Source organism: Caulobacter sp. 602-2 (genome assembly GCF_011043625.1).
Taxonomy (GTDB): domain Bacteria; phylum Pseudomonadota; class Alphaproteobacteria; order Caulobacterales; family Caulobacteraceae; genus Caulobacter.
The window spans coordinates 85,275-103,063 of sequence record NZ_JAAKGT010000007.1 but is presented as its reverse complement, the minus strand read 5'-3'; the positions used below and the strand labels follow the sequence as shown (position 1 = coordinate 103,063).

Here is a 17,789-nt window from a genome sequence, read left to right as displayed (position 1 = left end):
CGTGACCCCCCGACCGGCACGTCGGGGGGATCGAACCCGGCGCCGGGGCGTTCTTGGCGGCTGAGTTCCATAGTGAAAGGGGCCTAACTGCATGACCACGTACGGGTCTGCCGCTCGGCTTGCGTCGTCGGATCTTCCGCCGCCGCCCACCAGTATTCCTGCCAACTGCGCGCTGTTCCTCGACCTCGACGGAACGCTTGCGCCCATCATGCCGCGTCCTGACGACGTCGGCCCCGACGCCGAGCGCGCGGCGCTGATCGCGCGCCTGCGCGAAGCCTTCGACGACCGCGTGGCCGTGATCAGCGGCCGTTCGCTGGACGATCTTTCCCGCATCCTGGGCGACAACGGCCTGGCCTACATGGCCGGCGTGCACGGCCTGGAGCGCCGCACCCCCGAGGGCGTGTTCCGCGCCCAGCCCCACGAAGGCCTGGCCGAGGCCCGCGACGTGCTGGGCGACCTGGCCCGCTGCGACCGCGGCCTGCTGTTCGAGGACAAGCACCTCAGCGTCGGCCTGCACTACCGCAACACCCCGTCGGCCGCCGACGCGGTGATCGAGGCGGCCGAGCGCCTGTCGCGCCAGACGGGCCTCGTTCTGCAGCTGGGCGACATGGTCGCCGAACTGCGCACGCCGGGCCAGGACAAGGGCTCGTCGGTGGCCGCCCTGCTGCGCGAACCGGCCTTCCAGGGCGCGCTGCCGATCTTCATCGGCGATGACCTGACCGACGAGGACGGCTTCGAGGCCGCCCGCCGCCTGGGCGGCTATGGCGTGCTGGTCGGGCCCGAACGGCCGACCGCCGCCAGCTACCGTCTCGAGGGCCCGCAGGCCGTCCACGCCTGGCTGGACGCCGCCGCCCGATCGGTCGCCAAGAACGAGGTGACCCAATGAGCCGCCTGATCGTCGTTTCGAACCGTGTCAATCCGCCGTCCGGCAAGGGCGAGGAAAGCGTCGGGGGCCTGGCCATGGCCCTGGCCGCGGCCCTGCGCGAGTATTCCGGCATCTGGTTCGGCTGGAGCGGCAAGACCACGCCCGAGTTCACCGGCCAGCTGAACATGCAGCGCGTCGAGGGCGTGACCGTGGCCACGGTCGACCTCGAGGAAGGCGACTACCAGGAGTACTATAACGGCTACGCCAACAAGACGCTGTGGCCGCTGTTCCACTATCGCGTCGACCTGACGGCGTATGACCGCTCGTTCGGCGAGGGCTACGACCGGGTCAACAAGCGCTTCGCCGAGACCCTGCGCCCGCTGATCGAGCCGGACGACATCATCTGGGTGCACGACTACCACCTGATCCCGATGGCGCGGGAGCTGCGGCGGCTGGGCGTGACCAACCGCATCGGCTTCTTCCTGCACATCCCGTGGCCGGCGCACCAGCTGGTGGTCACCCTGCCCCGCCACCGGCCGCTGGTGGAGGCGCTGTTCCACTACGACGTCGTGGGCTTCCAGACCGAGGAGAGCCTGCAGGCCTTCGAGGGCTACGTGCTCAACGAGGTCGGCGGCGAGAAGACCGAGGACGGACGCCTGCGCGCCTTCGGCCAGATCACCGAGGCCGGGGCCTTCCCGATCGGCATCGACGCCGACGACTTCGCCCGCATCACCCGCAGCCCGCGGGCCATGCGGGTCTATGACCGGATGGCGGCCCACAGCGTGTTCCGCAAGATGGTCGTTGGCGTCGACCGCCTCGACTACTCCAAGGGCCTGGAAGAGCGCCTGCTGGGCTTCGAGCGCTTCCTGCACGACCACGAGGACGCCCGCCGCGAGGTGATGCTGCTGCAGATCGCCCCGCTGTCGCGCGACGAGGTCGAGGCCTACCAGGACATCCGCAGCCGCCTGGACGGCCTGATCGGCCGGATCAACGGCGCCTATGCCGACATGGACTTCACGCCGATCCGCTATCTCAATCGCTCTTACCGGCGCGACGAGCTGGCCGGGGTGTATCGCGCGGCCAAGGCGGCGCTGGTCACGCCCCTGCGCGACGGCATGAACCTGGTGGCCAAGGAGTATGTCGCCTCGCAGAACCCCGAGGATCCGGGCGTGCTGATCCTGTCGCGCTTCGCCGGCGCCGCGCGGCAGATGAAGGAGGCGCTGATCATCAACCCCAACAGCCCCGAGGAGATCTCGGACGCGCTGGCCCAGGCCCTTGCCATGGACGAGACCGAGCGCAAGCGTCGTTGGGAGGACCTGATGGACAACGTCACCCGCCAGGACGTCACCGCCTGGCGCGACGACTTCGTGGCCGCGCTGAAGGGCGATCCGACGGTCATGGCGGCCAACACCGAGACGCCCGACGAGCCGGCCGTGACCACGGTGAAGAAGGCGCTGGTCGGCGCCAAGAAGTAGGAGCGACACGCAGATGGCCCCGCGTCCCACATGGCAGGGCCATCTGCGGCTCTCGCTCGTCACCTGCCCGGTGGCGCTCTACACCGCCACCAATCCCGGCGGCGAGGTGCGCTTCAACCTGCTGCACCCTAAGACCCACAACCGCATCAGGATGGTGGCCACCGATCCGGACCTCGGCCCCGTCGAGCGCGCCGACCTGGTGAAGGGCTACGAGGTCGAGAAGGACCGCTACGTCATCGTCACGCCGGAAGAGATCGAGAGCGTGCGGCTGGAAAGCACCCGCACCATCGACATCGAGCGCTTCGTCGACGTGGCCGACATCGACCGCCTGTATTGGGACAATCCCTATTTCCTGGTCCCCGACGGCAAGCTGGCGGTCGAGGCCTATTCTGTGATCCGCGACGCCATGGCCGGCGCGAAACGCATCGCGCTGGGGCGGGTGGTGATGCACACCCGCGAGCGCCTGCTGGCCATCGAGCCGCGCGGCAAGGGGCTGGTGGCCTATTCGCTGCGCGCGTTCGACGAGATGCGCGATCCGGCCGACCTCTTCGACGACATTCCGGCCAAGAAGGCCGATCCGTCGATGATCGCCATCGCCCGCAAGATCATCGAGCAGCAGGACGGGCCGTTCGAGCCCAAGGACTTCAAGGACCGCTACGAGGAGGCCCTGCGCGACCTGATCAAGCGCAAGGAAAAGGGCGGCAAGACCAAGGTCACAGCCGCCTTGCCCGAAGACACCAACGTCGTCGACCTGATGGAAGCGCTGAAGAAGAGCCTGGGCGGCAAGGCCTCCGCCGCCAAGGCTCCGGCGAAGAAGGCGGCCCCGAAGAAGGCCGCCTCCGCCAAGACCAGGAAAGCTTCCTAGGCCTCCTGCGCCACCGGCGACCTGGCCTCCTTGAGCCGCAGATAGATGCAGCCCAGGCCGACCGCCGCGTTGAGGATGCCGACCAGCACGAAGGGCGAGGCCGGGCTGATCACGTCGAACAGCACGCCGCCCAGGGTGCCCAGCACCAGGATGCCGAAGGCGCCGCACAGGTTGAAGAAGCCGATGACGGCGCCCCTGCCCTCTTCCGGCGCTTCCTTGCCGATCAGGGCCTGGGAGCCGATGAAGGCGCTGATCTGGCCCACGCCCAGCAGCACGAACAGCGGCAGCGCCGCCTTGCTGAGCGGGTCGTCGATGAACATCGTCGCCAGGTAGCCGACCGCGCCCAGCAGCATGCAGGCGGCCAGGGCCGTCAGGCGGTGGGCCTTGTCGATCATCAGGGCCACGACCACCGGCCACAGCAGCGCCGCCGACTGGGCGACGATGAACGGGATCCGGCCCTGGTCGAGGGCGTCGGCGAGGCTCGCGCCATCCTCCAGCGCCGCCTTCTTGCCCCAGGCGATGGCGTAGGCGCCGACGATGGCCAGGTCGCCGCGCGCCACGAAGGCCGAGGCGTAGGCCAGCACGATGCGCGGATTGGCCTTGGCGGCGGCGACGCCGACGCCCAGCTGGGTCGAGAGCTTGACCCGCTCGACCGAACGCGTCGTCACGCCGGGCTTGAGGCCCAGCCACATGACGGCGGCCGAGACCAGGCACAGGGCCGCGGCGATGGCCAGCGCGGCCTGGCCGGCGGTCTTTTCGTCCATGCCCTGGCCGACGAACACGGCCGGCAGCTTGCCGATGGCCAGCGCCAGCACCACCACGCCCAGGCCGTTGAGAATGCCCGACAGGGCGACGATCTTGCCCCGGTCGCGGGCCTTCACATAGTCGGCCAGGATGGTCGACAGCATGCCGGTCGTCGCCCCGATGCCGATGGCGTAGACCACCTTGTAGAGCGACAGGTCCCAGATGTTGGTGGCCAGCGGGAACAGCAGGTAGCCCGCCGCCGTGGCCAGGAAACCGATGGCGTAGACCGCGCGGCGGCCCACCCGGTCGGCCAGGGCGCCGGCCAGGCCGAACACGAACAGCAGCGCCACCTCGTTGACGAGGTTCAGAATCCCCAGGACCGAGCCCTGGCGATCCAGCGGCACGCCCAGGTTCGCGCTCAGCACATAGGGCGTCATCACCGCCACCGTGGTGGCCAGGCCGATGTTGACGAAGGCGGCGTAGAGCGCGGTCCACATGTGGCCGGCGCGCACGCCGGGCTCGATCGCCAGTATGCCGAACCGCTCGGGGTTCTTGGACGCTGCCATCGGGAACTCCAGAAAAACTTGGGGGCAAGGAAAAGGCCCGGCGCGCAGGGGCGCCGGGCCTTGCAGGTCACTCGATCAGCGCGATCAGAAGGTCTTGCTGATGCGGATCGAGGCGGCGCGCTTCTCGGGCAGAGAAACCACGTAGGAGCGCGGCGGCGTGTTGTTGTTGAGGTCGAAGAAGCCGAAGTCGGTCGCCGCGATGGCGTTCTTCGGGGTGTCGTCGTCGAAAAGGTTGGTCACCGCCACGTCGACGCTCCACGACCCGTCGGTGATCCCGGCCCGCAGGTCCGAGACGAAGTAGCTCGGCAGCCAGGTCAGGTTGTTCTGGGTCATGTAGCGCTTGGACTGGTAGCGGCCCGAAAGTTCCGTGGTCCAGCTCCAGTTCGCCAGCGTCGGCAGTTCGCCGCTGATCAGCGCCGAGATGTTGAGGCTGTGCTTGGGCGTCAGCGGCACGGCCTTGCCGGTGTAGTCGCCGCCGTTGGACTCGATCCGGTCGAAGTAACCCGGGGTCGGGACCTTGTAGTCGGTGAATTCGGCGTCGGTGTAGGTGTAGTTGCCGCTCAGCGTCAGCCAGCGGGTCGCCCGCCAGTCGCTGGTCAGGTCGATGCCCTTGCTTTCGCTTTCGCCGGCGTTCTCGACCGACGGCACCGAGGTGCCGCCCAGCACCTTGGTGGTGCCGATCTGCTGGTTCTTGTAGCGGTTGAAGAAGATCGCCCCGTTCAGGACCAGGTCGCCGCCCAGGAAGACGTTCTTCGAACCGATTTCGAAGCTCTGCAGCTTCTCCGGCTTGAAGGTGGAGTCGACGCTGCCGCTGGTGCCGGTGGTGTCGACGCCGCCCGGCTTGAAGCCTTCGCCGTACGACGCATAGACCGAGTTGCGCGAGGTGAGCTTGTAGTTGGCCACGAAGTTCGGCGTGAAGGCGTCCGCGCGGACGGTCTTCTTGTCGACCTGGGTGGTCTTGGCCAGCTGGGCGGCCCGCGCGGCGGCGGTGCCGGCCGGACCGGCGGCGCAGCCCAGTTGCTGCAGGCAGACAAGCTGCACGCCGAACAGGCGGTAGTACATCGGCTGGTACGGGCTGCCGCGATAGGCGACGCGTTCCTCGATGTAGCGGCCGTCGAAGCGCAGGGTCAGGGCGTCGGTGACGTCGTATTCGACGCTGCCGGCCCAGGACAGCGAGTCCGTCTCGCGCGAGATCTTCAGCGGATAGTCCGCCGTGGCCTTCGCGGTCGTGGTCGGTGCCTGGAAGGCCCCGGTCGCCGTGGCGCCGCCGCCCATGAAGAGCGCCGTCAGGATGGTCAGGCGCGGGTCGGAACCCTCGCGCATCCAGAACTGGTCCTTGTTGATCTGGCTGGCCTGCTCGTGGAAGTACAGGCCTTCCAGCGAGGTGCGCAGCTTGCCGAAGTCCTTGCTCCAGCGCAGCGTCTGGCTCTGCTGCTTGGTGTCGAAGTCATCGTCCAGCATCACCGAGAAGCCGATGGCCGGCAGGCCGCCGGTCGGGGCCACGGTCGAGTAGTTCAGGCCGTAGGCGCGCAGGAAGCCCAGGTACTGGTAGAGCGAGCCGTAGAACGGCGCCATGCCCGCATAGAGCGGAAGCACGTTGCCGCTGAGGCTGTTGTTGGAGTTGTCGAAGTCCTGGACCTGGGTGGTCTCGCCGCGGGTGATGCCGGTCAGCGAGGTGAACGTGCCCCAGTCGCTTTCGTAGTTGACCTCGAACGAGGCGCGGGTCGCATCCGTGACCGTGCCCTTGAAGTCCTTGCCCGTGCGCGGATCCAGCGAATAGGCGATGGTCTGGCTCTTGACCACCGCAGCGTCGCTGAGGTCGCCCTTGACCGTGAAGCCGGGGCGATTGTTGCTGGGATCGGTGACGGCCACGCCGAGATTGGCGGTGTTGGCCGTGCCGGTCAGCGGGTTGACCGCGGTGATGTAGGCCCGGGCCATCTGATCGTATTCTTCGTGCGAGCTCTGCACCCGGGCGAAGACGGTCAGCTTCTCGGTCGGCTTCATCAGCACGCTGAAGGCCGCGCCCTTGGCTTCACCGCCGCCGACGCGCTTGCCGCTGACGCTGTTCAGGTACTGGCCGTCGTTTTCCCAGGCCCCGGCGTTCAGGTTGATCGCCAGCTTGTCCTGCACGAGCGGGACCGAGACCGAGACCTTGCCTTCCTTCAGGCCGAAGTCGCCGGCCTCCAGGCTGATCTTGCCCTCGAACTCGCCGAGGTTCGGACGCTTGGAGATGTAGTTGATCGCGCCCGAGAAGGCCGAACGGCCGTAGAGCACGCTCTGCGGGCCCTTCACGATCTCGATGCGCTCGGCGTCGACGAAGCGCAAGCTGGCCAGCGCGCCGCCGCCGGCGGTGGCGAAGGCTTCCGAAGACGTGTCGACCCCATCCACCAGGATGGCCACGTTCGGACGGCCCCGAACCGCTTGCACGCCGCGGATGGCCGGACGCGTGTCGCTGGGCGTCAGCCCCTGGTCAAAGGTCAGGCCGGCGGTCGATTGCGCCACGCGGCTGATATCGGAAATGTTGCGACGTTCGATCGTCTCGGCCGACACGGCGTTGATCGTGATCGGAATGTCCTGGGAAGATTCAGACTTGTTACGCGCCGTGACGGTGATCTCCCCAATCACCGTGGACTCTTCCGAAGTCGTCGTTTGCGCGAGGGCTTGCCCCGAACAAATCAGAAGCGTAAGAGCGCTCGCGCTCGCGCCATAGATACTCATTGCCGACTTGGTCATGACTCCCCTCTTCAAATCTTGACCACACCCCGCCGCGTTCCCCGCGACTGTTCCCCGACGGTCAAGATGATGGAGCCGGACCAATACAGGTCTTGCGATAAAGCGTTTGTCCGTCCATCGGATAGGAGTTCAGGAAAGTCCCGCCATGCTGACAGACGTAGCGCCCGCAACCAAGCCTCGGCAATCGCGCCGGATCGCCACCGAAGCAGCGATCGTAGAGGCGTTCGGGCGTCTTATGGAGCGCGGAAGCGTCCACGACGCGGGTGTGAACGCCCTAATCAAGGAAGCCGGCGTCGGCAAGAAACAAATATATGACTATTTCGGCGGACTGGGGGGCGTGGCCGACGCCTGGGTGCGCCGCACCGGCATCTGGCCCCGCCTTTCCGACATGCTGGACGAACCGCTGGAGACCTTCCACCAGCGCCCGCCGATGGAGCGCCTGCGCATGCTGGTGCGCACCTACGCCTCGTCGCTGCGCGCCCACCCCGCCGTGGCCACCATCATGGCCGGCGAGTTCGCGGGCCCGCCGGAACTGCGCGACGCGGTCACCGCCGTGCGCATCCGCATCTGGGAAGAGTACGAGCGCCTGTTCATCGGCCAGCGCAGCGAGGACAAGGAACTGCTGGCCATCGCCATGACCATGCTGTCGGCAGTGTCCTATGTCGGCATGCGCGCCAAGTTCGAGCCCAATTTCTTCGGCTTCGACCTGCATGACGACTTGGCGTGGGAGCGCGTCGTGGGCATGCTGGATCACGTGATGGGCCGCTACCAGACCGGCGTCGATGCGGCCGTTTCTCGTCAGGCGGATAACGCCGACTAGAAAATTGACCGGTCGGTCCCCTTTTGAAAGTCTCCGAGCATCCCGCCAAGCGCGGGCCTGACCGCAAGCGGAGACCTTGATGTTCGGCGACCCCCTCTCTCTCCCCGTCAAACCCCAGGCGGGCGACCTCTGGGTGGCCGCGACGATGGTCACCGACGACAAGCTGAAGCTCGGGCTGTCCAGGATCCTCCTCCTGGGCCCCGACCTGCAGACCAAGGCGGCGCTGCATACGGGCGACTTCGGCATGGTTTCGGGCCTGGCGGTGAATCCCCGCACCGGCGAGCTCAACGCGCTGGACCCCTTCGCCCGCAACGTCACCCGCATCGACGCCAACGGGCTTCGCGTGCCGGGCCAGGCCTCGCTCCTCCCCGGCCGCGGCCTCGGCTCGATGGTGTTCCTGCCCGACGGCGGCGCCCTGGCCGGCGAGCACCTGTCGGGCCAGGCCCCGCCGTTCACCGGCGAAGGCCGGCTGGTGCGCTTCGACGCCGACGGCCGCGTGGTGCGCTTCTATCGTCCCGAGTACCACGGCGGGGTGATGGGCTTCCTGGGCGTCACCCACCTGACCGTGCTGTCGGACGGCAAGACCGCCGCCTATGTCTCCGAGACCGGCCACACCGTGTTCCGCTACGACATCGAAGCCGACGCCCAGCTGCCGCCGCTCTATGTGCGCACCGATCCGCCGGGCATGGTGTTCGGGATCGCCGCCACGCCCGACGACGACGTTCTGGTCAGCTGCGGCAATGAAGTGCGCCGCGTGACCCAGGACGGCTCGGTGGCGCGTACCTACGCCGTGCCCGAAGGCCGCGGCTGGTCGTTCCTGCGCGTCACCGACGACGGCGCGCACTTCTGGGCCGGCGACTTCTTCTCGGGCCAACTGGCCAAGATCGCGCTGGACAGCGGCGACCTGGTCGCCAGCGTCAAGCTCGACATCCCGTTCGGCGTGACCTCGATCGTCGAAGTGAAGGCGTCCTGATGGCGAAGAAGCGCAAGATCCTGCTGATCGGCCTAGGCGCCGTCGTCCTCGCGGGCGCGGCCACCTATGCGGCCGCGCCGCTGTACTGGGGCCGCTACTTCCGCGCCCTCACCGTCAATCCGCTCGAGCCGCCGATCGACTGGTACAAGCCCGTCGCCGTCGTGAAGGGCGCGCCGAGCGCCGCCCTGCCCAAGACGACGCCGCAGGCGGCCGGGATCGATCCCGCCGCGCTGGAGGCCGCCGCCGAGTACGCCGGCGCACGCAAGTCCGACGCCCTGATCGTCGTCAAGGACGGGGCGATCGTCTACGAGCGCTACTGGAACGGCGTCGGCCCCAACACCGTGATGAAGGCCCACTCCTTCACCAAGACCATGACCGGCATGCTGATCGGCGCGGCCATCGCCGACGGCAAGATCAAGTCGGTCGACCAGCCGGCCGCCGACTTCATCACCGAGTGGAAGAACGACGAGCGCTCCAGGATCACCATCCGCGACCTCCTGCAGATGTCGTCGGGCCTGGAGCCGCCGGACTATTCCTACGCGCCGTGGTCCAGCACCATCCGCACCTTCCTGTCGCCGGACCTGGCCAAGGACAACCTGGCCCTGAAGGCGGTGCATCCGCCAGGCACGGTGTTCGGCCACCACAACCCCGACCCGGTGGCGCTGAGCGTCATCGTCGAGCGGGCCACCGGCAAGACCTTCGCCGACTACATGTCGGAGAAGCTGTTCGCGCCGCTGGGCATGCACGACGGCTCGCTGTGGCTGGCCAAGGAAGGCGGCCTGTCGCACGGCGACTGCTGCATGATCTCGCAGGTCCAGGACTGGATGCGCATCGGCATCATGCTGGCCAACGGCGGGTCGTTCGAGGGCAAGCAGGTGCTGCCCGCCGAGTACGTCGCGGCCATGAGCGCGCCGGGCAAGGCCAATCCGGGCTATGGCTTCCAGATCTGGCGCGGCCGCCCGTTCGTCAAGAACCGCATCTACTCGCCCGAGCGCCCCGACAAGGCCAGCGTCTCGGCCGAGCCGATCGCGGCCGAGGACGCCATCTTCCTCGACGGCTGGGGCAAGCGCCGCTTGTGGATCGTGCCCTCGCAGAAGCTGGTCGTCCTGCGCGACGGCGTCGATCTCGACGACTGGGACGACACCAGGATACCCAATCTCATTCTTCGCGGTCTGGCGGCCCCCGCCGCCCCGCAGCCGGAGAAGGCGCCATGATCAAGAACCAGTGGTACGTCGCCGAGTACAGCGACGAAATTCCGAATGGCGGCCACAAGCGGGTGAAGATGCTGGGCCTGGAGTTCGTGGTGTTCCGCGACTCCAAGGGCAAGGTCAGCTGCCTGTCGGACGTCTGCATCCACCGCGGCGCCTCGCTGGGCAGCGGCATGGTCGTCGACGACGCCATCGAGTGCCCCTACCACGGCTGGCGCTTCAACGGCGGCGGCAAGTGCGTGAAGATCCCGTCGCAGGAGCCCGGCGTGAAGATCCCGCCGCGCGCCAAGGTCGATTCCTATCCGGTGCTGGAAAAGTACGGGATGATCTGGGTGTTCATGGGCGACCTGCCCGAGGCCGAGCGCCCGCCCCTGCCGCCGTTCCCCGAGTTCGAGGATCCGTCCTGGCGCAAGATCCGCGGCACCTACGAGTGGAAGGCCAACTACGCCCGCATCACCGAGAACGGCATCGACCCTTCGCACGCGGCGTTCGTCCACCCCAGCTTCGGCGACAAGGAAGCCCCGCAGGTCCACGAGTTCACCCTCGAGCAGGACGAGTGGTCGGCCTATGCCGAACTGAAGTTCGTGCCCCCCGAGTACAAGGGCATGTGGAAGTTCTTCCGCAAGGCCAAGCGCAGCATGGTCACCGTGCGCAACGGCTTCCACGTCTCGGGCGCGCACGTTCGTATCCAGATCCGCCCGACGCCGACCTGGTCGACGGTGATCTTCGACGTCAACACGCCGATCGACGAGACCACCACGATCACCCGCTGGATCATGGCCCGCAACTTCCTGACCCAGAAGATCTGGGACGGCGACAGCCGCCGCCGCACCCTGCGAATCTTCGAGCAGGACCGCGTGATCATGGAGAAGGTCTGCCCCGAGCTGCTGCCCGTCTATCTGCACGAGGAAGTCAGCGTGAAGTCGGACGGCATCATGGTGGCCTGGCGCAACAAGCGCCGCGAGCTGATCGAGAAGGGCTGGGCGCTGGACGTCGACGCCATGGAGCGCGACGTGCAGGGCAAGCGGGCGATGGTGATCCCCTCGCCCGACCGCGCCGATCCGAAGGAGGGCAAGGACTTCCTGCTCAAGACCGTGCCGCTGGTCGACGGCGAGCGGGTGCGGGCCGAGGCCCTGAAACAGCGCCACGGCGGCTCCGCGCCGGCCGCGGCCGAATAGCGGGAGCGACGCGCATGAGACCGAGCATCCTCGTCCTCGTCGCCGCGCTGGCCGTCACGGGGGCCGCTCAAGCGGCCTCCGTGGAGGTCAAGGTTTCGGGGGTTCAGAACACCAAGGGCCAGGTCGTGGTGTCGGCCTGCGACAAGGCCACGTTCCTGAAGACCTGCCCCTACAACGTGAAGGTCCCGGCCACCTCGGGCGGGGTGACCGCCAAGTTCGCCAGCCTGCCGGCCGGCCGCTGGTCGTTCCTGGCCTTCCACGACCAGGACGGCGACGGCGTGATGAAGAAGACCGCTCTTGGCCTGCCCGCCGACGGCGTGGGCCTGTCACGCGACCCCAAGGCCCGGTTCGGCCCGCCGAAGTTCGAGGACTCGGCGGTCGACGTCGGCGCCGACGGCGCGAGCGTCGCGGTGGGACTGAAGTACTAGGCGAAAGCCTGACGAAACAGGAACCTCCCCCTGTGGGGGAGGTGATCGCGAAGCGATCGGTGGGGGGAGTTGCCGCCAGATCGGCCAGCGCCGCGGCGGCTGAAAACGTCCCCCCACCGGCCTTCGGCCGCCTCCCCCAGAGGGGGAGGTTCTCTTAGGCCGGAAACCCGCCCGCCTTCGAGACCATGCCCGGCAGGGCCGGCGCGCCCAGCACGCCCTTGAGCCAGCCGGCCGCATCGATCAGCGCAGCCAGGTCCAGGCCCGTCGCCACGCCCATCCGTGAAAACATGTAGGCCAGGTCCTCGGTCGGCACGTTGCCGGTAGCGGCCGGGGCGAACGGACAGCCGCCGATGCCGCCGATGGAAGCGTCCAGGCTGACCACGCCCGCGCGCCAGGCGGCGAAGGCGTTGGCCAGGCCCGTGTTGCGGGTGTTGTGGAAGTGGGCGCGCAGGACAGCGCCCGGCGCCACGGCGCGGACGGCGCCGAACCGGGTCTCGACCGACAGCGGGTCGCCCACCCCGATGGTGTCGGCCAGCGTGATCTCGCCGACGCCATAATCGGCCAGTTCGGCGGCGATGCGGGCCACATGCTCGACCGCCACCTCGCCCTCGAACGGGCAGCCGAAAGCCGCAGCGATCGTGACGCCCAGCTTCAGGCCGGCCTGGCGCGCGACCTCGGGGGCCTCGGAAATCTGCCGCAGGGTCTCGCTGATCGGGACGCCCTGGTTGCGGGCGTTGAAGGTCTCGCTGGCCACCACGACGAAATTGGCCTCGTCGACGTCGGCGGCGATGGCGCGGTCCAGGCCACGGCGGTTCAGGACGAGGCCGATCAGCGACACGCCGCGCGCGCGCAGGTCCTGCTGGCCGCGCAGGCGGGCCATCACCTCGTCGGCGTCGGCCATCTGCGGCACCGCGCGCGGGTTGACGAAGCTGACTGCCTCGACCCGCCGGGCGCCGGCCTCCACGGCCTTGAGCACCAGCGCGGCCTTGTCGGCCGAGGAGACCATGGCCTTCTCGTTCTGCAGGCCGTCGCGGGGCGACACCTCGACGATCTCGATACGGGTGGTCATGACGCAGGCTCCTCGACGCCCGCGAGGCGGGCAGGCATGGCGCGCGAGGATGCGTGGCGGCGCCCGCGAAGCCAGCGTCCCGCCCCCGGCGCCCGACAGGCGGGGAGCCCGCGCGGCCGCGCAGCGAACGTCGGTACGCGGCGCAAGCTCACCCCCGATCACTGGAGGGGAGCCTGATCGATGAACACCCAAGGAACCATGGCCCTGATGGGCGCTTCGCTGCTGGCCTTGACGTGGGCCGGCGCCGCTTCGGCCCAGGAGGCGCCCACCGCCGTCGACGAGGTGATGGTCACCGCCCGCCAGCGGGCCGAGAACCTGCGCGACGTGCCCGCCGCCGTCTCGGCGCTGAGCCAGGCCACGCTGGAGGCCGCCGGCGTCGCCCGCGCCGCCGACTTCGTGGCCCTGACGCCGGGCGTCAGCCTGGTGCAGGCCGCCGAACAGGGCGACGCCCAGGTCAACATCCGCGGGGTCAACGGCGCCCGCGACGCCCAGGCCTCGTTCGCCTTCGTCGTCGACGGCGTGCAGATGGCCAACCCGGCCGCCTTCAACCGCGAGTTCTCCGACCTGCGCCAGATCGAGGTCGTGAAGGGCCCGCAAGGCGCCGTCTACGGCCGCAACGCCGCCGCCGGCGCGATCATCGTCTCCACCGTCGAGCCGGGCGAAGCCTTCGAAGGCGCGGGCAAGATCAGCGTCGGCAACCGCGACAGCTTTTCCGGCGACATCCGCGTGGCCGGTCCCTTGAGCGAGCGGATCTCCGGCAGCCTGTCGGCCGACTTCCGCAAGACCGACGGCTTCTGGGGCAGCGATTTCGGCGGCGGCGCGGTCGACCGCTTCGAGGGCTACAATCTGAACGGCCGCCTCGTGGCGCGCCTGGACGACAAGACCAAGCTCGACCTCAAGGCCCGCTATGGCGAGGTGACCGCCGGCTCGATCGCCTACAACGCCGTCTTCGCCCTGCCCGCCTTCGCCTCGGTGCTGGCCACGCCCTCGTACTACGAGGACGTCAACGACCACCGCTTCGCCTTCCAGAACAACGTGCCGCACACCAACGAGCAGCAGGCGCTGGAGGTCTCGGCCAAGCTGGAGCGGGACCTCGGCTTCGCCACCCTGACGGCCTGGACCCTCTATTCCGACATCGACAACGACCTGGTCGCCGACGGCACCTCGGCCTCGTTCGGGTTCTTCAACGCCAGCGCCGCCTGCGCCGCCTCGATCGCCAACCTGACCGCCAAGGGGATCACCCTGCCCGCGCCGCAGTACCTGGCGCCGACGGCGGCCGGCTCGTTCTTCGGCCCCTACACCCCGACCGCCTGCGACGGCTACCAGTACCAGAAGCGCGACCAGAGCGACGTCTCGGGAGAGCTGCGCCTGACCTCGCGCTCGGACCAGCCGCTGCGCTGGATGGTCGGGGCCTACGCCCTGCGCATCGACCGCGAGGTCGGCGTGGCCACGGGCCTGGACGGCGGCGGCGAGGTTCCGCGCGCGCTCTACGTGCCCTCCTCGTCTGCCTACTCGACCGAGCAGCTCTATTGGGACGACTTCAAAAGCGATGTGGCGGCCGTGTTCGGCCAATTGGCCTATGACATCACGCCCGGCCTCGAAGGCTCGCTGGCCCTGCGCTACGACCGCGAGGAGCGCAAGGTGCACAACCTGGTGCCGACCGCGGCGCGCACCAAGTACATCGACTTCAACGGCCCGCCCTACACCGGCGGCGCGGCGCTCAATCCGGGTCTGGACGCCACGATCAATCCGGGCGGCATCAAGGACCAGAAGAAGACCTACGACCAGATCCAGCCCAAGATCGCCCTGCGCTGGAAGGCCAGCGACGACTGGACGCTCTATGGCGACTGGGGCGTGGGCTTCAAGTCGGGCGGCTTCAACAGCCAGGGCAGCGCCGCCACCGTGAACCTGTTCGTCAATCCGGTGCGCACGGCCGCCGGCTACAAGCCGGTGAGCATCCGCGATGACTTCGACAAGGAAGTCTCCAGCAGCTTCGAGATCGGGGCCAAGGGCCGGATGCTGGACGGCCGCCTGACCATCGACGCGGCCGCCTATCACACCGACGTCGACGACATGCAGTTCTTCGAGTTCTTCGTCGGCCCGTTCGGCCTGCTGCGGGTGGTGTCCAACATCGACGAGGTGCGGATCAAGGGCGCGGAGCTGGGCCTGCGCTACAAGGCGACCTCCCGCCTGACGCTGGAGGCCTCGGGGGCCTACACCGACAGCGAGATCCGCAAGAACAGCGTGCGACCCGACACCGTCGGCAACGAGTCGCCCTACACGCCGCGCTACACCTGGAACCTGGCGGCCGACTACGTCCATCCGCTGCCCGACAACCTGGCCCTTCACCTGCGGGCCGACGTGCGCGGCACGGGACCGACCTGGTTCCACGTCGTGCAGGACCAGGACGCGCCCACGGTCTTCGAGCTGAGCTACGGCGCGCTGGGCCGGGCCAACTACGCCAAGAGCCGCCGCGACGCCTACACCACGCTGGACCTGCGGGCCGGCCTCGAAGCCGACACCTGGAGCGTCACGGCCTTCGGCCGCAACGTGCTGGATGAAAAGTACCTGACCGAGGTGATCCCGGCGCCGGAGTTCGGCGGCAACTTCGCCTCGCCCGCGGCCGGTGCGACCTTCGGCGTCGAGCTCGCCGTGAAGTTCTGACGACAGAACGGGCGGCGCCCGCACAGCGGTGAAACCCCTCCCCCGATCCGGCGCACGCCGCCCGATCGGGGGAATGTCGCCCCATAGGCGTCGCGCCGTCACCCTGGGGGGAGTTGGCGCGCCAGCAATAGAGGCTGACGATGGCTTACCGATTGGGCGTGGACGTAGGCGGGACCTTCACCGACCTGCTGTTGCTGAACGAGGCGACGGGCGATTTCTGGCGGCACAAGACGCCGTCGACGCCGCACGACAGCTCGGTCGGCGTGATGACCGGCGTCAACGCGGTCTGCGAGAAGGCCGGGGTGAAGCCTTCCGACGTCGACGTCTTCCTGCACGGCACCACCGTGGCCACCAACGCCGTGCTCGAGGGCAAGGGCGCCCGGGTCGGCCTGGTGACAACCGAGGGCTACCACCAGGTGATGCAGATCGCCCGCTCGCTGGTGCCCGGGGGCCTGGCCGCCTGGATCATCTGGCCCAAGCCGGAACCTCTCGCGAAGCTGGAAGACACCGTCGAGATCAAGGGCCGCATCGACGCGGCGGGCAAGGAGATCCGCCCGCTCGACGAGGCCGACGTCCGCCTCCAGCTGACCAAGCTTAAGGAGCAAGGCGTCGAGGCGGTGACCATCGCCCTGATGAACGCCTACCTCAACGGCGCGCACGAGCGCCGCGTGGCGCAGCTGGCCGCCGAGATCCTGCCGGGCGTGCTGGTTTCGCTGTCGCACGAGGTCCTGCCGGAGATGCAGGAGTACGAGCGCACCCTGACCACCGTCGCCAACGCCTCGGTCCGTCCGGTCGTCTCCAAGTACGTCAAGAACCTGCGCGACAAGCTGCGCGGCCTGGACATGCAGGGCCGCATCGCCCTGCTGCGCTCGGACGGCGGCCTGATGTCTTCGGAGAAGTCCGAGGAGCACCCCGTCAGCCTGCTGATGTCGGGTCCCGCCGGCGGCGTCACCGGCGCCCTGTGGGTGGCCAAGAATTCGGGCCTGAAGAACATCCTCACGCTCGACGTCGGCGGCACCTCGACCGACGTGGCCCTGATCGAGAACGGCGAGCCGCGCCGCGTGCGCACCACCGACGTCGGCCACCTGACGGTGCGCGCCTCGTCGCTGGACGTGAAGACGGTCGGCGCCGGCGGCGGCTCGATCGCCAAGGTGCCAGAACTGACCCGCGCCCTGCGCGTGGGTCCGGAATCGGCCGGCGCCGCGCCGGGTCCGGCCGCCTACGGCAAGGGCGGCACCGCCCCCACCGTCACCGACGCCAATGTCGTGCTCGGCTATCTGCCCGAAGACCTGCTGGGCGGCGCCTTCAAGCTGGATCGCGAGGCCGCCCGCACGGCGGTCCAGACCATCGCCGACGCCCTGGGCATCGACCTCTACGAGGCCGCCCGCGGCATCATCGACATCGTCAACGAGAACATGTTCGGCGCGCTGCGCATGATCTCGGTGCAGCAGGGCTATGACCCGCGCGACTTCGCCTTGATGGGCTTCGGCGGCGCCGGCCCGCTGCACGTCAACGCCGTGGCCAAGCTGATGGGCTCGTGGCCGGCCGTGTCGCCGGTATCGCCCGGCGTGCTGTGCGCCCTGGGCGACGCCACCACCCGCATGCGCACCGAGACGGCCCGTTCGTACTCCAAGCGCCTGTCGGCCGCGACCGAAGCCGAGGTGCTGGGCCTGTTCGGCGAGATGGACGCCCAGATCCGCGACACCCTGAAGGCCGACGGCGTCACCGACGCCGAGATCGAGACCCGCTTCGAGATCGATGTCCGCTATCACGGCCAGGCCTTCGAAGTGCCCATGCACGTGACCCTGGACAGCCTGAAGGACGGCGGGCTGGCCCGCCTGGCCGCCGCCTTCGACGACGAGCACCGCCGCCTCTTCACCTTCAACATGGACGCCGAGCACGAGCTGGTGAACCTGCGCGCCGTCGCCATGGGCAAGGTGCAGGAGATCCCCAGCCTCGAGATCGAGAAGGGCGACGGCGATCCGTCGCGCGCCAAGATCCGCGACCACGAGGTCTGGGCCGACGGCGGCATGAAGCCGGCCGCCATCTACGACCGCTCCAAGCTCCGCGCCGGCGACCGCGTTCCCGGTCCGGCGATCATCACCGAGATGGATTCCACCACCCTGGTGCTGCCCGACTGCGAGGCGCTCGTCGACGCCTACGGCGTCATCCTGATCAATCCTGCCAAGGAAGCCTGAGCC

Annotated in this window: 13 protein-coding genes; 10 read left to right on the top strand and 3 right to left on the bottom strand. The window is 68.7% G+C overall.

Annotated features, from left to right (window positions below):
• Positions 1-91: 91 nt before the first annotated feature.
• The 3 genes from otsB to G5B46_RS15440 are packed head-to-tail and all read left to right on the top strand — an operon-like array spanning position 92 to position 3,205.
• On the top strand, positions 92-886 hold the full coding sequence (gene otsB, locus G5B46_RS15450) for a trehalose-phosphatase (RefSeq protein WP_165260051.1): 795 nt from the start codon (positions 92-94) through the stop codon (positions 884-886).
• Positions 883-2,340 (top strand): alpha,alpha-trehalose-phosphate synthase (UDP-forming), encoded by a 1,458-nt coding sequence (gene otsA, locus G5B46_RS15445; protein WP_240903515.1) that lies wholly within the window; start codon positions 883-885, stop codon positions 2,338-2,340. The genes otsB and otsA overlap by 4 nt, the downstream gene beginning before the upstream one ends.
• Positions 2,341-2,353: 13 nt before the next feature.
• The gene (locus G5B46_RS15440) at positions 2,354-3,205 is read left to right on the top strand and encodes a Ku protein (RefSeq protein WP_165260048.1); all 852 of its coding nucleotides are present in this window, start codon (positions 2,354-2,356) and stop codon (positions 3,203-3,205) included.
• Here the strand turns inward: G5B46_RS15440 and G5B46_RS15435 are convergent.
• Both G5B46_RS15435 and G5B46_RS15430 read right to left on the bottom strand, forming a co-directional pair.
• A complete protein-coding gene (locus G5B46_RS15435; RefSeq protein ID WP_165260046.1) occupies positions 3,202-4,515 on the bottom strand; it encodes an MFS transporter in 1,314 nt (437 codons plus the stop codon). The genes G5B46_RS15440 and G5B46_RS15435 overlap by 4 nt on opposite strands.
• Before the next feature lie 84 nt (positions 4,516-4,599).
• Positions 4,600-7,140 (bottom strand): TonB-dependent receptor, encoded by a 2,541-nt coding sequence (locus G5B46_RS15430; RefSeq protein WP_165260044.1) that lies wholly within the window; start codon positions 7,138-7,140, stop codon positions 4,600-4,602.
• 373 nt (positions 7,141-7,513) lie between these two features.
• Here G5B46_RS15430 and G5B46_RS15425 point away from each other — a divergent pair, with 373 nt between their 5' ends.
• From G5B46_RS15425 to G5B46_RS15405, 5 genes are all read left to right on the top strand, one after another.
• Entirely contained in the window at positions 7,514-8,068 is a 555-nt protein-coding gene (locus G5B46_RS15425; RefSeq protein ID WP_165260042.1) for a hypothetical protein, read from the top strand.
• Between the two features lie 79 nt (positions 8,069-8,147).
• Positions 8,148-9,041 carry an esterase-like activity of phytase family protein gene (locus tag G5B46_RS15420; protein ID WP_165260040.1) on the top strand — a complete coding sequence of 298 codons (894 nt, stop codon included), beginning with the start codon at positions 8,148-8,150 and terminating at the stop codon, positions 9,039-9,041.
• On the top strand, positions 9,041-10,255 hold the full coding sequence (locus tag G5B46_RS15415) for a serine hydrolase (RefSeq protein WP_165260038.1): 1,215 nt from the start codon (positions 9,041-9,043) through the stop codon (positions 10,253-10,255). The genes G5B46_RS15420 and G5B46_RS15415 overlap by 1 nt, the downstream gene beginning before the upstream one ends.
• Complete coding sequence (locus G5B46_RS15410; RefSeq protein WP_165260036.1) at positions 10,252-11,427, top strand: aromatic ring-hydroxylating dioxygenase subunit alpha; 1,176 nt, start codon at positions 10,252-10,254, stop codon at positions 11,425-11,427. Before G5B46_RS15415 ends, G5B46_RS15410 begins: the two co-directional genes overlap by 4 nt.
• A 14-nt stretch (positions 11,428-11,441) precedes the next feature.
• The gene (locus G5B46_RS15405; protein ID WP_165260034.1) at positions 11,442-11,855 is read left to right on the top strand and encodes a DUF2141 domain-containing protein; all 414 of its coding nucleotides are present in this window, start codon (positions 11,442-11,444) and stop codon (positions 11,853-11,855) included.
• Between the two features lie 154 nt (positions 11,856-12,009).
• Here G5B46_RS15405 and G5B46_RS15400 read toward each other — a convergent pair whose 3' ends face one another.
• Positions 12,010-12,924, bottom strand: coding sequence for a hydroxymethylglutaryl-CoA lyase (locus G5B46_RS15400; protein WP_165260033.1), 915 nt, complete (start codon positions 12,922-12,924; stop codon positions 12,010-12,012).
• A gap of 180 nt (positions 12,925-13,104) precedes the next feature.
• Between G5B46_RS15400 and G5B46_RS15395 the strand changes: the two genes are divergently transcribed.
• Together G5B46_RS15395 and G5B46_RS15390 are read left to right on the top strand one after the other, a co-directional pair.
• On the top strand, positions 13,105-15,588 hold the full coding sequence (locus G5B46_RS15395; protein ID WP_205691706.1) for a TonB-dependent receptor: 2,484 nt from the start codon (positions 13,105-13,107) through the stop codon (positions 15,586-15,588).
• 140 nt (positions 15,589-15,728) lie between these two features.
• Positions 15,729-17,786, top strand: a complete 2,058-nt coding sequence (locus tag G5B46_RS15390; protein ID WP_165260032.1) for a hydantoinase/oxoprolinase family protein — start codon at positions 15,729-15,731, stop codon at positions 17,784-17,786.
• Positions 17,787-17,789: the final 3 nt, after the last annotated feature.